The sequence below is a fragment of the Allofournierella sp. genome, from assembly GCF_048388525.1.
In the GTDB taxonomy this organism is placed as follows: Bacteria; Bacillota; Clostridia; order Oscillospirales; family Ruminococcaceae; genus BQOK01.
This window is the reverse complement of sequence record NZ_DBGCTQ010000004.1, coordinates 1-13,561: the sequence shown is the minus strand read 5'-3', so window position 1 is coordinate 13,561 and position 13,561 is coordinate 1. Positions and strand designations below refer to the sequence as shown.

Below are 13,561 nucleotides of genomic sequence, written 5' to 3'. Positions count from 1 at the left end.
GCCGGGCGGGCTTTTTTGCGAAGCCGGCCCGGCGGCGCGTTTCAACGTGGGGAGCGGGCACCCCACGCCGCGCGGCCTATTTTTAAAGAAAAACAGGGGGAGCCATGCGCGAGACTGCCGTTCAAAAGAAGAAAAAGCCCTTTGCGCGGGCGGCGTGGTGGGTGCTGGGCCTGCTGGCGGCTGTGGCGGGGGCCCTGGCGCTGGCCTACTGCTGGCGCGTGTTTTATTACCTGGACGCCCGGGGCGTGCCGGCGCCGGCGCTGTATCGGGCGGCGGCGGGCCTTGCGTGCCTGGGGGTGGGGGCCGCGGCCCTGGGGCATTTTGTGTGCAAAGGCTTTGAGGCCAAGGCGGTTTTGGCCGTGGCGGTGTGCGGGGCGCTGTTCTGCTTTGCGAACCCGCCCCTGCAGACGCCGGACGAGACCGCCCATTTTCTGCGCAGCTATTCGCTGAGCCAGGGGCGCTTTACTTTTGACGGGAGCCGCGCCTACCCGGCGGACGTGGCAAAGCTGGTGGAGAGCTTCCCGGGGGCGTGGGTGTCGGCCCACACGAGTCAGGGCATGACAAAAACGGCCGGCGGCGACCCGGTGAGCTACACCACCGAGGGCTACGGCCTGAAGCAGCGGGGTGAAAACGGCCGGGTGGAGAGCATTGCCGACGGATTTGCCGCCTATTTTGACGGGAGCGGGCCGAAGGGCGAGGTGAGCGAGCCGTACTTTTTTATGACCGTTTCCATGTTGCCCCAGGCGCTGGGCATCTTGCTGGCGCGGGTTGCCGGGCTGGGAGCGCTGGGATGCCTGTACGCGGCGCGGCTGGCAAACCTAGCGGCCTACGCGGCGCTGTGCTGGCTGGCGCTGAAAAACTGCAGGCGTTACCAGCCGGTCTTTTTGGCGTTCATGCTGCTGCCGCTGAGCCTTTACATGGCGGCCTCGGTGAGCTACGACGCCACCCTTTTGGGCTTTTATTACCTGGTGGCCAGCTTTTACTGCAAGGACGAGATCACTGACCGGGACATCGGTTGGTTTTTGTTCGCCTTTGTGATGATGAACATCGCCAAGCCCTATATCAACCTTTTGTGGCTGGCGCTGCCCCTGGTGCTGCCGAAAAAGGCCTGGAAAACCCGCTGGAAAAAGTGGCAGTTGGCGGCGGCCTGCCTGGTGGGAGGGTTTGCCCTGGGCAAGTTTTTTGACTGGTACGGCACCGTGTTCCGGCAGAATTTTGCCTATGTGGGGCGGCAGATCGCGGGGGCGAACGAGGTGCAGCAGCTTGCGGGCATCCTGCATAACCCTTTACGGTACGCGGCGGTGCTGCTGGGCAGCTTTTACGAGAACGACTTCTTTCTTGGCCAGATGGGGGTGTTCGGCGCGCTGGACCTGCCCGTGGCGTTTTTGAATTGGGCCAGCCCGCTGGTGCTGCTGTTTGCGGCGGCCCTTTCGGTGCACGAGAAAAGCAGCCTGAAATGGAGGCCCGCCCTGGGCCTGGGCGCGCTCTCGGTGACGTATATCGCGGGGGCGGCCACGGCCATGTATATCACCAGCACGCCGGTGGGCATGATCCGCATCATCGGCATGCAGGCGCGGTACTTTTTGCCCGCCTTCCTGATGCTGTTCGTGCTGCTGGCGGCGCTGCTGAGCCATGTGCTGGAGCCGCGCCTTGCCCTGGGCAGGACCAAGGCGCGCGCCGTGGCCCTGGGAACGGCGGCGGCCTTTGGCGCGGCGGGCGCGGTGCTGCTGTTCCAGCATTATTTTATCGGGCCGGTGTTCACCATACGGTGACGGGCCGGGTCCCGGCCCGACGGATCACGAAAGGAGGCCACGCGCATGGCATATCTGAGCGGTATTCTGGCGCTTGCGGCGGTGTGGGTGTTCTGCGCTTTTTTGGCCGACCGGTTTCGGCTGAACGCCGCGCTGCTGCCCCTGCCGGTGCTGGCGGGGGTGGCGGTGTGGCTTTGCCTGTGGGGATTTGCGGGCTTTTTGCGGCTGGGCGGGTGGCTGGTCTACCTTGCGGCGGCGGGATGCGCCGTATCCCTTGCGGCGGCGGGGCGGCTGGCGGGCGCGGCGCGCCGGCTGGCCGTGCCCGGCTTTGTGTTTTTTGCGGCGGCCGGCACAGTGTTTTTTGTGCTGTTCGCGGCCACGAAGCCCATGTTCATCGCCTGGGACGAGTTTACCTTTTGGGGCACCGCCTGCAAGGTCACAAAGCTGCAGAACGCCCTGCACGCGGCGGCCCCCGGCAATGTGCAGGCGGGCAGCTACAACCCCGGCATGATGCTGGTGGTATATTTCTTTCAGTTTTTCGGCAAGGGCTTTTCCGAGTGGAGCGCCTTTTTTGCCTACGACACCCTGTTTGCCGCCTGCATGAGCGCCGTGGCTGCGCCCCTGACGAAAAAGCGCTGGCCCACGGCGGCGGTGCTGCTGGCGGCCTGCTTTTTGCTGCCCTGGTTTTTTTCGGCCCCGGGGCTGGGGGGCGTGGCGAACATTTACTGCAATGTGATGGGGGACCTGCCGCTGGCTTTTGTGTTCGGCGGCGGCATGTGCCTGTATTTTTCGCTGCATCGGCGGCGGGCGGGCATCGCCCTGCTGGCGGTCACCCTGGGCTTTTTGACCCTGATCAAGGACATGGGCCTGGCGTATGCCCTGATCGCGGCGGGGCTTGCCTGCGCCGACTGGCTGTTTGCCAAAGGGTGGCCAGGGCTAAAGCGGCTGGCAAAAACGCTGGGCCTTGGCGCGGTGCTGGCCGGGCCGGCGCTGGCGCTGTTTTTGGGCTGGAGCAGGTATTACGCCGCGGCCACCGGGGCCAGCAAGGTGACGGTGGGCAGCGAGGAGCAGGTGGGGTATTTCGGCATGCTGGCCCAGGGTTTTGGGCAGCTGCTGGGCCTGACCGAGCGGACCGAAAAATTTGAAAAGCTGACCGGGCTGATGGCAAGGTCGGTGGCAACGGTGCCGGTGTGCCTTCTGGGCGGTGGGATCGCGGCGCTGGCGGTGATCTTTGCGCTGCTTGCGGTGGCCTGGGCGGCGCTGGGGGGCAGCCGGCGCCGGGTGGCGCAGTTCGCGGTGCTGGGCGGCGCCTGCTTTGGCGTGTTTTTGCTGTTCCACCTGTTTTTGTACACCTTTGTGCTGAGCGAGCAGGAAGCCTATCAGCTGAAGGACTATATCCGGTACATCGGGCCCTACTACCTGGGCTGGGCGCTGGCGGCCGTGGGCCTTTTGGCGCTGGCGGCGGAAAAGGGCACGCTGCCCCGGGCCACGAGGCTGGCGGGGCTGGGCCTTCTGGGGGCGGTGTGTTTGCTGGTGCTGGTGCGAGGCAGGCCCGCGGCTGGCTTTTGGAACATGCCCCATACCCTGTACGACGAGCGGCGGGACGTGGCCGCCCGGGCCGCCGCGGTGAACGGCCTTTTGGACTGGGACGACACAGTGCTGCTGATCAGCCAGGGCGACAGGGCCTACCGCTGGAACTACTACGCCTACGAACTGAACGCCCATCTGGGCCGGGGGTTTGGCGGCTTTGGCTACGGCCCGCACCTGGAAAAGGGCGGCACCGGCTGGTGGGACACCACCCACATGAACCTGGTGAACCCGGTGGATGCCGGGGAGGACCGGCCCGAGGTATATGACTACCAGACCATCTGCACCGCCGAAGACCTGAAGCGCTTTTTGCTGGACCGGCGCTACACCCACCTGCTGGTGGACACTAGCGACGCGTATTTTGCCATCAGCATTGCCGGGCAGTTCGGCGTGACCGACCTGCCTGCAAAGCGCACCGACCGGGTGTATCTGTTCGAGATCCGGTACGAGGGCGGCGAGGTGCGCTGGGCGCCGGTGGAAGGGGGGGCGGCCGGATGAAAGCAAAATGCAGGTGGCTGGCGGCCGCGTATGCCGCCGCGCTGGCAGTTTGGCTTTTGCTGGGCTGTGCGTACCTTGCCCGCGGCGCCTGGTACGAGGCGAAGGGGCTGCGGCCCCACACCCAGCTTGCCTGGCAAGAGCTGGAGAGTAGCAGCGTGCGGCTGTGGGAGAGCGAAGAGGCGGGCGTGTGGTATGTTTCCACCGACACGGATCCCCAATTGATCTGGCGGCAGGAGGCCTATCTGGAGACGGTGGTGCTGCGCGTGCTGCGCACAACACCGGGGCACGCGCCGGTGCTTTATTGGAAGGCGCCGGGCCAGGCCGATTTTTCGGAGGGCAGGAGCGTGTACGCCGTGGAGACGGCGCCCGGGGAATTTACTTTCCGGCTGGGGGGCAGGCGGGTGAGCGAGATGCGCCTGGACCCGGACAGTGTGGGCGGCGTGGTAACCCGGTTTGACGGGGTGGAGCTGAACCCCCCGGAAGGCTGGTACTGGGCGTTTGTGCCGGGCTGGGGCGGGCTGCTGCTGTTTTTGGCGCTGCCGCCCCTGGCACTGGCCCTTGCCGCCGAGGCGCGGGCGCTGCTGCCCGGCAAAAAACGGACCCGTTAAGGAGAAATGAGCTTGCTGTATTTTGATTTGGCGCTGAGCCTTACGGCCCTGTTTGGGCTTTGCGCGTTTTTTACCCTGTGCGCAAGGCTGCACAGCGCCCTGGCCCCGCTGACGGCGCTGGCCTGCGTTTCGACCTGGTTCACCCTGGCCGGGGTGCTGGGCGTTCTGCGGCCGGCCGGCTGGCTGGGATACCTGGCCTGCTGGGGGCTGGGCGCGTTTGCGCTGGCCCGCCATGCAAAAAAGGAGGAGCTGAAAAAGCTGTTCACCCCGGGCGCGGTGCTGTTCTGGGCGCTGGCGCTGACCTTTGCGGTGTATTTTGCCCTGCGGCAGCCCATGTTCAGCGAGTTTGACGAGTTCAGCCTGTGGGGCACCGCCGCCAAACTGACCAAGGCGAACGACCGGCTGTTCCCCGCGTGCGAGCTGGGCGTGCCCTGGACCGCCACCCAGAACCCGGGATTGATCGTGCTGGGATATTTTGTGCAGTTCTTCGGCGCGTTTGCTCCCTTTAAGGTGTATCTTGCCTACGACCTGCTGCTGTTTGCCTGCATCGCGGCGGTGCTGGGCCGGGTGGATTTTAAAAACTATAAGCTGGCGGTGCCCCTGGCCGTGATCGGCTGGTGCACGCCCTGGTTTTTCACCACCTACGCCCGCACCATTTTTGTGAGCAAGGTGTATATGAGCGCCTACGGCGACATCCCGGCCGGGATGCTGATCGGCGGGGCGGCGGCGCTGTGGTTTGCACTGCGGGCGGGCAAGGGGCCGGTGTGGCCCATCCTGCCGGTGCTGGCATTTTTGGCAAACATCAAGGACAACACCTTCCCCTTGGCGCTGATCACCGCGGCGCTGATCGCGGCGGATCACTTTTTGTTTGGGTTTGAGGCAAAGTGGAAGAAGGGCTGGGGCAAACGGCTGGGCTTTTCGGCCCTGTGCATGGGCATGCCGCTGGTGTTGTATCAGGTGTGGGCGAAATACATTGCCCGGCTGGTGGTGCAGAACGCCGCGGCGGGGGGCATGGGGGAGACCAGCGAGAGCACCCTGCGCGTTGCGCTGAACGGCACAAGGCTGCTGTTGGGGCTTGATGTTCCGGAGTATTACACCCAGCGCGCCCAGCGCTTTGCCCAGGCCGGCGCGGACATGAAAAAGGCCTTTTATGAGACAGTGCTCTCGATGATCGGCCCGGGCGCGGTGGTGGCGCTGCTGATTTTGGCGGTATTTGCCGCGGCCGTGGTCTTTGCACCCGGCGCGCGCGGCAAGCTGCGGGCGGGCATGTGGATGCTGTGTAGCACTCTGGGATTTGCGGCGTACAACTACGTGCTGGCCTTAAGCTACGGGTTTATTTTCAAGGAGGCGGAGGCCGCCGCCCTGGCCTCGTACAACCGTTACCTTTACACCTACTATATCGGCTGGTTTTTGATGGCCATCGCCCTGCTGGCCTGGGCGGTGCAGAAGGGGCGCTGGCGCCTGACGGCGAACGCGGGGGTGCTGGCCTTTGCCTGCCTGATGCTGGTACGGGTGAACATGATGGTGCTGCCCCAGTTCAGCGTGCTGGGCTTTGCCGACGCCACCTTTGCCGACCAGCATGCGGCCGAGGCACGGGCAGAGGCGGTGAAAGCGGCCGTGGAACCGCAGGACCGCATCTTTATTGTGACCCAGGGGGACGACGGCACCCTGTGGTTCACCTACAGCTGCTACTTTTTGCCCAACATCCTGGATTACAGCGGCTGGGAGGCCGACAGGGACACGGGCCGCTGGGGAGGCGGGGGCGGCACCTTTGGGCTGCCGGAAAACCAGCCCCCGCAGCAGGAGGGGGGCGCGGTATATTACCACCCGTACACCCTGGCCGAGATGGAAGAGATCATTCGGGGCAGCGGCTGCGCCTACATTTTCGTGGACAAGCTGGACGCCGGCTATACGGCCAGCTACGGCAGCCTGTTCAGCGACGGGCTGGCCGCCGCCGAGGCAGGCTCCACCCTGCTATACAGGGTGGAGCCGGGGCTGTTCACCCCCGTGGAGATGGAGGTGCCCCGATGAAGCGCAGGAGAGCATTTTTTAAAAAGCTGAAAGCGCCCATTCCCACCCTGTGCTATGCCGTGTGCGTCGCGGTGTGGCTTGTGGCGGGCGCCGCGGGCCTTTGCAGCGACGGGATCGCCAAAGCGACGGGCCGGCTGTACCAGTTTGAGCTTGCCGCGGAGGATTTTGAGCAGGTGGGCTTGCAGCGGCTGGAGAGCGGCGCGCTGCTGACCCTGGACGGCGACCCGCAGATGATCTGGGAAAACGGGGAAGGGGCGGTTCTGCGCACGGTGCGCATGGAAGCGGCGTTTGACCGCAGCCCCCGGGAGATGTGCCTTTACTACACCACAAAGGAGGGCGAGCCCTTCAGCGTGAACAAACGGGTGTTCGCCGCCCAGGCAGACGACGGCAGTTATCTGTATACCCTGCCCCAGGGGCGGATCGCGGCCCTGCGGCTGGACCCCTGCAGCCCGGAGGAGAACAAACCGGTGGAGATGACCATTGCCGGGCTGTATATGAATGAGCCGGCCCCCTGGTGGAGCTATTTTGCCCCGGGCTGGGCGGGCGTGTTTTCGATGGTGCTGTATCCGGGCCTCGCCGCGGCGGCGATAAGCCTTGTGTGCGCCGCCTGGATGTGGTATAAAAACAAGAGAGGCGCGCGCGGCGCAGGGGGCTGAACGGCCCCTGCCGCCCCGCCGGGCAAGAAGGGCGGCAGCCGCTCTTCCCGTTTTTCCTGTTACAAAGAAAAGAGGTCTTGTGCAATGGCGGATTTTATCCCCCTTTCGGTCCCGAATTTTGCGGGCCGTGAAAAGGAATATGTGAACGACGCGGTGGTGAGCGAATGGGTTTCCACCGGGGGCAGCAAGGTGGCCGGGTTTGAAGAGGCCCTGGCCGCATACGTGGGCATGCCCCGGGCCGTGGCCTGCAACAGCGGCACCTCCGGGCTGCACCTGGCCTGCCTGGCGGCCGGCGTGGGCCGGGGCGACGAGGTGCTTGCCCCCACGCTGACCTTTATCGCGGCGGTGAACCCCATCCGCTATGCGGGGGCCGAACCGGTGTTCATCGGCTGCGACGACAGCCTGTGCATGGACCCGGCCGAGGCCGAGGCGTTCTGCGCAGCGCGGTGCCACATGGAGGGCGACAGGCTGATCGACAGCGCCACCGGCGCCCACGTGAAGGCGCTTTTGGTGGTGCATGTGTTCGGCAATATGGCGGACCTGCCCGCCCTTATGCGCGTTGCACAGAAGTATCACCTGGCCCTGATCGAGGATGCCACCGAGGCGCTGGGCACCTACTATACCTGCGGCCCCTACGCGGGCAGGATGGCCGGCACCATTGGGGATGTGGGGGTCTACAGCTTCAACGGCAACAAGATCATTACCACCGGCGCGGGCGGGATGCTGGTCTCGAACCACCCGGACTGGGCCGGGCACGCAAAGCACCTGTCCACCCAGGCGAAGGCGGACGAGCTGCAGTTTTACCACGACGAGGTGGGCTACAACTACCGGCTCACCAACCTGCAGGCCGCGCTGGGGCTGGCTCAACTGGAACAGCTGGAAGGCTTTATTGAAAACAAGTGGGCCCGGTGGCGGCAGTACCGCGACGCGCTGGACGGCAAAAACGGCTACCGCATTCTGGGCTTCCGGGAGGAGTGCACCCGCCCCAACAAGTGGTTCTATTCGCTCTACCTGGAAGACGGGCGGCACGAACGGGACGCGGTGATTGCAGCCCTGAAAGCGCAGGCCATTCAGGCCCGGCCGGTGTGGGCGCTGATCCACGAGCAGGCCGACTACGGCAAAAACCAGGCCTATGGCCTGGAAAAGGCCCGGGACTACCGGGCAAAGATCGTGAACCTGCCCTGCTCGACCAACCTGACCGAGGCGGACTGCCAAAGGGTCATCGACGTGCTGCTGGCGCTGTGAGCGGGGCGCGGGCGAACGGCAAAAACAGAAAGCGAGGCGGCAAGGCCATGCTGCATGTGGAACAGTTCATCATTGACGGCGGCGCCACGGTGCTGGACGCCATGAAAAAGCTGGATGAGACCGGCGAGCGCATTTTGTTCCTTGCGCCCGGCGGGGTGCTGGAGGCGGCCCTGACCGACGGGGACGTGCGCAAGCACATTTTGCGGGGCGGCGCGCTGGAGGACCCGGTGCGGAGGGCTGCAAACCCCGCGCCCAGGAGCCTGCCGCTCACCGAACGGGGGCGGGCCAAGCGCTACATTGAACAGTATGACATCGACGCCCTGCCCCTGGTGGACAAAAAGGGCCGTATTGCGGACATTATTTTTGCCAGCGGGGCGGGGGTTGCAAACCGCGCCTGCGCGGGAATTCCGGTGGTGATCATGGCAGGGGGGCTGGGCACGCGGCTTTACCCCTACACCAAGATCCTGCCAAAGCCGCTGATCCCGGTGGGGGAGCGGCCGATTTTGGAGCACATCATCGACCGGTTCCGGGATTTCGGCTGCGCCGACTTCCGGCTGGTGGTGAACTATAAAAAGGGCATGATCAAGAGCTATTTCAGCGAGCTGGAACCGCCCTACCGGGTAAGCTATGTGGACGAGGACGAGCCGCTGGGGACCGGCGGCGGCCTGTGCCTTTTGAAGGGGCAGGTGGATTCCACTTTCTTTTTGTCCAACTGCGACATTTTGCTGGACGCGGATTTTGCCGATCTTGCCGCCTACCACAGGCAGCAGGGCAATTTGATCACCATGGTGTGCGCGGCAAAGCATTTTACCGTGCCCTACGGGGTGATCGAGCTGGGCGAGAACGGAGCGATCCAGAGCATGAAGGAAAAGCCCGAGATGAACTTTTGGACCAACACCGGCGTGTACGTGGTGGAACCCCAGGTGGTGGAGGAGCTGGAGGACGGCAAAAAGCAGGGCTTTACCGACATCATTGAGCGCTACCGCGCCCGCGGCGAACGGGTGGGGGTGTACCCCATCAGCGAGCAGAGCTGGATGGATATGGGGCAGGTGGAAGAACTGGACAACATGCGCCGGAAGCTGGAGGAGAACGAATGAGCGTGCTGATCATTGCCGAGGCGGGCGTGAACCACAACGGCAGCCTGAAGCTGGCAAAGCGGATGGCCCTGGCCGCAAAGGAGGCCGGGGCGGACGTGGTGAAGTACCAGACTGCCGTGCCGGAGCTGGTGGTGTCGAGATTTGCGCCCAAGGCGGAATATCAAAAGCAGCAGACCGGCGACGGGGAGAGCCAGCTGGACATGATCCGGCGGCTGCACTTTGGCTTTGAGGAACACCGGGAATTGAAGGCGTACTGCGATTCCATCGGCATCCAGTACCTGTCGGCCGCGTTCGATCTGCCCAGCGTGGCCTTTTTGACAGGGCTGGACCTGCCTTTTTTCAAGGTGCCCAGCGGCGAGATCACAAACCTGCCCTACCTGGAAGCGGTGGCGGCGGTCCAAAAGCCGGTGATCCTGTCCACCGGGATGAGCACCCTGCCCGAGATCGAGGACGCACTGGCCGCGCTGGAGGAGGGCGGCTGCCCCAAGGTGACCCTGCTGCACTGCAACACCGAGTACCCCACACCCTATGAGGATGCAAACCTGCTGGCCATGCTGGACCTGGCCGAACAGTTTGGCGTGGAGGTGGGGCTTTCGGACCACACGGCGGGGTGGGAGTGCGATGTGGCCGCGGTTGCCCTGGGCGCGGCGGTGATTGAAAAGCATTTCACCCTGGACAAGGCCATGGAGGGGCCGGATCACAAGGCCAGCCTGGATGTGGAAGAGCTGCGGGCGATGGTGGCCTCGGTGCGGCGCACCGAGGCGGCCCTGGGAACCGGCAAAAAGGCGGTGAGCGCCAGCGAGGCCAAAAATAAACCGGTGGCCCGCAAAAGCATTGTGGCGGCAAGAGCCATTCAAAAGGGCGAGGCCTTTACCGCCGAAAACCTGACCACCAAGCGCCCGGGCGGCGGGGTGAGCCCCATGCGCTGGCACGAGGTGCTGGGCCTTGCCGCAAAGCGGGATTTTGAAGAGGACGAGCCCATCGAGCTGTGACGGGGGGAAACGCCATGCAAAAAAAGACCCTGGCCGTTGTGACCGGCACCCGGGCCGAGTACGGCCTGCTGCGGCCGGTGATCCAAAAGCTGCTGTGCTCGCAGACATTGCGTGTGCAGGTACTGGTGACCGGTGCGCACCTGGCGCCGGAATATGGCAGCACCGTGACCGAGATCGAGGCGGACGGCGTGCCCATTGCGGCGCGCATCCCAATTTTGAAATTCAGGGGACCGCTGGCCACCGCCGACACGGTGGCCTGTGCCATCGGGCAGTTCAGCCGGTGGTTCTGGGAGCAGCGGCCCGCCTGCTGCCTTGTGCTGGGCGACCGGTACGAGATTTTTGCCGCGGCCCAGGCCGCGGCGTACGCCGGGGTGCCCGTGGCCCACATCAGCGGGGGCGACGTGACCCTGGGCGCGGCGGACGACTGGTATCGCCACTGCATCACCAAGATCGCCCACCTGCACTTTCCCAGCTGCGCGGAGTACGCCGCGCGGGTGGTGCGCATGGGCGAGGCGCCGGCCACGGTGTTCAACGTGGGGGGCCTGGGGGACGAGAACATACGCACCATGAAAAAAATGACCCGGGCCGAGCTTGGCGAGAGCCTGGGCTTTGAGCTTGTCGGCCCGTTCGGGCTTGTGACCTTTCACCCTGAGACCGCGGGGGCCGCGGCCCCCGAAGCCCAAATGGCCGAGCTGCTGGCCGCCCTGGATGAAACAAGGGGGCTGAAGTGGCTGGTGACCAAGGCGAACGCCGACGCGGGGGGCGCGGCCATCAACGCCATGCTGGACCATTGGGCGGCGGACCGCCCCGAAAAGGCGGCCGTTTTTGCCAGCCTTGGTGTGAAGCGCTACCTTTCGGCCATGGGATACGCGGCGGTGGTGGCGGGAAATTCCTCGTCCGGCGTGGTGGAAACACCCACCTTCGGCGTGCCCGCGGTGAACATTGGAACCAGGCAGGCGGGGCGCATTTTGTGCGAAAACGTGCTGTGCTGCCCGGCCGAAAAAGAGGCCATTGGGGCCGCGCTGCGCACCGCCCTGACCCCCGCCTTCCGGGAGAAGGCCCGCACGGCGGTGAGCCCTTACAACGGGGGCGACACCAGCGGGCGGATCGTGCGGGTTTTGGAGGAAAAGCTTTTGGAGCCGGGCTTCGGCGCGCCCAAGGTCTTTTACGACGGGGAGCGGGGATAGAAATATATCCTATTACGCCCGCATGTCCCGATCCCTTGTCGCTCCCCTCACGGGGGGCGTGGATAAAATGCAGGCCGCGGCGGGCGGAAAAATACAGCGAGGTGTGGGAATATGGAATTACTGATCGTGGGGCTTGGCAGCATGGGCAAGCGGCGGGCGCGGCTGGCGAAGGGCATCGACCCCGCCGTTTCCATCAGCGGGGTGGACAGCGCGCCCGACCGGCGGGAGGAAGTAAAGGCCCTGGGCATCCGGGCGTATGAGAGCGTTCCCGCGGCGCTGGCCGCGGGCCGGTACGACGCGGCGCTGGTGTGCACCGCGCCCCTGACCCATGCGGCGCTCATCGGCCAGCTGCTGGACGCGGGGCTGCCGGTGTTTACCGAACTGAACCTGGTGAGCGACGGCTATGCGGAAAATCTGCGCAAGGCGAGGGAAAAGGGACTGGCGCTGTTTTTGTCGTCCACCATGCTGTACCGGGGCGAGACCCAGTACATCAAGCGGCAGGTGCAGGCCTTTCAAAAGCCGGTGAACTATATATATCACATCGGCCAGTATCTGCCGGACTGGCACCCCTGGGAGAGCTACAAGAATTTCTTTGTGGGCGACGCGCGCACCGGCGGCGTGCGGGAGATCTTTGGCATCGACCTGCCCTGGCTGCTGGACACCTTTGGACCGGTGGAGCGGGTGCATGTGGAAAAGGACCGGCTCAGCGAGCTGGAGATCCCTTACCCCGACAGCTATTTTGTGACCCTGCGCCACAAAAACGGCACCAAGGGCATGCTTGCGGTGGATGTGGTGAGCCCCAAGGCCGTGCGGAATTTTGAGTGCTTTGGGGAGGGGCTGCACCTGTTCTGGGAGGGCAACCCCAAGGCGCTGTACCGGTTTAACCCCGCCACAAAAGAAAAGGAGCCGGTAAACACCTATGCCAGCGTTGAGCACGACGCGCGCTACAGCGACAACGTTGTGGAAAACGCCTATGTGGACGAGCTGCAAAACTTTTTTGACGTGCTGGCCGGAAGGGGCAAGCCCCGGTACAGCTTTGAACAGGACCGGGAGACCATCCGGCTGATCGAAACCATTGAGGAGGCGTGAGACCATGGGATTTTTTGAGGAGCTGTTCGGCGCAAAACAGGATGAAATGCCCCGCGGCGTGATCGTGCACAATGTGAAGACCCCCTACAAGGCACAGATCATGGCGCACTTTGAGGCATCGTTCCCCGGGCGCGAGACCCAGGTGTGGGACGACGCCGACACCCACATGGAGCTGGCGGTGATGGCGCCCACCGAGGCCGAGCCCTACTATGTGGCGTACACCATGGGAATGAGCGCGGAACCCATGACCCTGGACAACATGCCCCACGGCAAAAAATTCGAGTGGCTGCGCACCGCCGAGCTGCTGATGTTTTTGCCGGGCGACTGGCCTGTGGAGGCGGCGGGCGGCCCCGACCACCTGAACGAGCCCGAGCGCAAGGCCGCGGCCTGGCCCCTGCGCCTTTTGCGCATGCTCGCCTGCATGCCCCGCAGGCAAAAGACCTGGCTGGGGGCGGGACACTCGATCCCGAACGGCGAGCCAGCGCACCCCTATGCCGAAAACACGCCCTTTGCCGGGGCGGTGCTGTTTTTGCCCGCCCAGAAAAACGGCCCCAAGGAGGTGCAGCCGGTAAACATTGGCGGGGGCCGGCGGGTGGTGCTGTACACAGTGGTTCCCGTTTACCCCGCCGAAATGGACTACAAGCTGGAATTCGGCGCCGAGGCCCTGGAGCACAAGCTGCGGGAGCTGCCCGCGGGCTCGGGCTTTTTTGTGGATAACAGCCGCCCCTGCGCAGTGGAGGCCGAGCCCGGGCAGGAGGTGCGGCAGGCGGCCCAGGAGGAAACGGAATGAACGTTTTGTTTGTGGGGCTGGGATCGATTG

The 13,561-nt window shown here is 64.7% G+C and carries 11 protein-coding genes; all 11 read left to right on the top strand.

Annotated elements, in window-relative coordinates; all coding sequences use genetic code 11:
* Window positions 1-104 precede the first annotated feature (104 nt).
* The 11 genes from ACMLHZ_RS00425 (at window position 105) to ACMLHZ_RS00375 (ending at window position 13,531) form a co-directional block, all read left to right on the top strand.
* Window positions 105-1,772 carry a DUF2142 domain-containing protein gene (locus tag ACMLHZ_RS00425; protein ID WP_418665848.1) on the top strand — a complete coding sequence of 556 codons (1,668 nt, stop codon included), beginning with the start codon at window positions 105-107 and terminating at the stop codon, window positions 1,770-1,772.
* A gap of 45 nt (window positions 1,773-1,817) precedes the next feature.
* Window positions 1,818-3,836: a hypothetical protein gene (locus ACMLHZ_RS00420; RefSeq protein ID WP_418665847.1), complete on the top strand. Its 2,019-nt coding sequence runs from the start codon at window positions 1,818-1,820 to the stop codon at window positions 3,834-3,836.
* The gene (locus ACMLHZ_RS00415; protein WP_418665846.1) at window positions 3,833-4,444 is read left to right on the top strand and encodes a hypothetical protein; all 612 of its coding nucleotides are present in this window, start codon (window positions 3,833-3,835) and stop codon (window positions 4,442-4,444) included. Before ACMLHZ_RS00420 ends, ACMLHZ_RS00415 begins: the two co-directional genes overlap by 4 nt.
* Window positions 4,445-4,456: 12 nt before the next feature.
* Window positions 4,457-6,475 carry a hypothetical protein gene (locus tag ACMLHZ_RS00410; protein ID WP_418665845.1) on the top strand — a complete coding sequence of 673 codons (2,019 nt, stop codon included), beginning with the start codon at window positions 4,457-4,459 and terminating at the stop codon, window positions 6,473-6,475.
* Window positions 6,472-7,131, top strand: a complete 660-nt coding sequence (locus ACMLHZ_RS00405; protein WP_418665844.1) for a hypothetical protein — start codon at window positions 6,472-6,474, stop codon at window positions 7,129-7,131. The genes ACMLHZ_RS00410 and ACMLHZ_RS00405 overlap by 4 nt, the downstream gene beginning before the upstream one ends.
* Window positions 7,132-7,215: 84 nt before the next feature.
* Window positions 7,216-8,376, top strand: coding sequence for a LegC family aminotransferase (locus tag ACMLHZ_RS00400; RefSeq protein WP_418665843.1), 1,161 nt, complete (start codon window positions 7,216-7,218; stop codon window positions 8,374-8,376).
* A 47-nt stretch (window positions 8,377-8,423) separates the two neighbouring features.
* Window positions 8,424-9,473, top strand: coding sequence for a sugar phosphate nucleotidyltransferase (locus ACMLHZ_RS00395; protein WP_418665842.1), 1,050 nt, complete (start codon window positions 8,424-8,426; stop codon window positions 9,471-9,473).
* Window positions 9,470-10,465 carry an N-acetylneuraminate synthase gene (gene neuB / locus ACMLHZ_RS00390; RefSeq protein WP_418665841.1) on the top strand — a complete coding sequence of 332 codons (996 nt, stop codon included), beginning with the start codon at window positions 9,470-9,472 and terminating at the stop codon, window positions 10,463-10,465. Before ACMLHZ_RS00395 ends, neuB begins: the two co-directional genes overlap by 4 nt.
* A 14-nt stretch (window positions 10,466-10,479) precedes the next feature.
* Entirely contained in the window at window positions 10,480-11,652 is a 1,173-nt protein-coding gene (neuC, locus tag ACMLHZ_RS00385; protein ID WP_418665840.1) for a UDP-N-acetylglucosamine 2-epimerase, read from the top strand.
* Window positions 11,653-11,763: 111 nt separating this feature from the next.
* Window positions 11,764-12,741 carry a Gfo/Idh/MocA family protein gene (locus ACMLHZ_RS00380; protein WP_418665839.1) on the top strand — a complete coding sequence of 326 codons (978 nt, stop codon included), beginning with the start codon at window positions 11,764-11,766 and terminating at the stop codon, window positions 12,739-12,741.
* 4 nt (window positions 12,742-12,745) lie between these two features.
* Window positions 12,746-13,531 carry a suppressor of fused domain protein gene (locus ACMLHZ_RS00375; protein WP_418665838.1) on the top strand — a complete coding sequence of 262 codons (786 nt, stop codon included), beginning with the start codon at window positions 12,746-12,748 and terminating at the stop codon, window positions 13,529-13,531.
* Window positions 13,532-13,561 lie beyond the last annotated feature (30 nt).

Excerpts from the sequence above, each read along its gene's own strand:
- ACMLHZ_RS00425 (WP_418665848.1), top strand. The coding sequence starts at position 105 with ATGCGCGAGACTGCCGTTCAAAAGAAGAAAAAGCCCTTTGCGCGGGCG.
- ACMLHZ_RS00420 (WP_418665847.1), top strand. The coding sequence starts at position 1,818 with ATGGCATATCTGAGCGGTATTCTGGCGCTTGCGGCGGTGTGGGTGTTC.
- ACMLHZ_RS00415 (WP_418665846.1), top strand. The coding sequence starts at position 3,833 with ATGAAAGCAAAATGCAGGTGGCTGGCGGCCGCGTATGCCGCCGCGCTG.
- ACMLHZ_RS00405 (WP_418665844.1), top strand. The coding sequence starts at position 6,472 with ATGAAGCGCAGGAGAGCATTTTTTAAAAAGCTGAAAGCGCCCATTCCC.
- ACMLHZ_RS00400 (WP_418665843.1), top strand. The coding sequence starts at position 7,216 with ATGGCGGATTTTATCCCCCTTTCGGTCCCGAATTTTGCGGGCCGTGAA.
- ACMLHZ_RS00395 (WP_418665842.1), top strand. The coding sequence starts at position 8,424 with ATGCTGCATGTGGAACAGTTCATCATTGACGGCGGCGCCACGGTGCTG.
- neuB (WP_418665841.1), top strand. The coding sequence starts at position 9,470 with ATGAGCGTGCTGATCATTGCCGAGGCGGGCGTGAACCACAACGGCAGC.
- neuC (WP_418665840.1), top strand. The coding sequence starts at position 10,480 with ATGCAAAAAAAGACCCTGGCCGTTGTGACCGGCACCCGGGCCGAGTAC.
- ACMLHZ_RS00380 (WP_418665839.1), top strand. The coding sequence starts at position 11,764 with ATGGAATTACTGATCGTGGGGCTTGGCAGCATGGGCAAGCGGCGGGCG.
- ACMLHZ_RS00375 (WP_418665838.1), top strand. The coding sequence starts at position 12,746 with ATGGGATTTTTTGAGGAGCTGTTCGGCGCAAAACAGGATGAAATGCCC.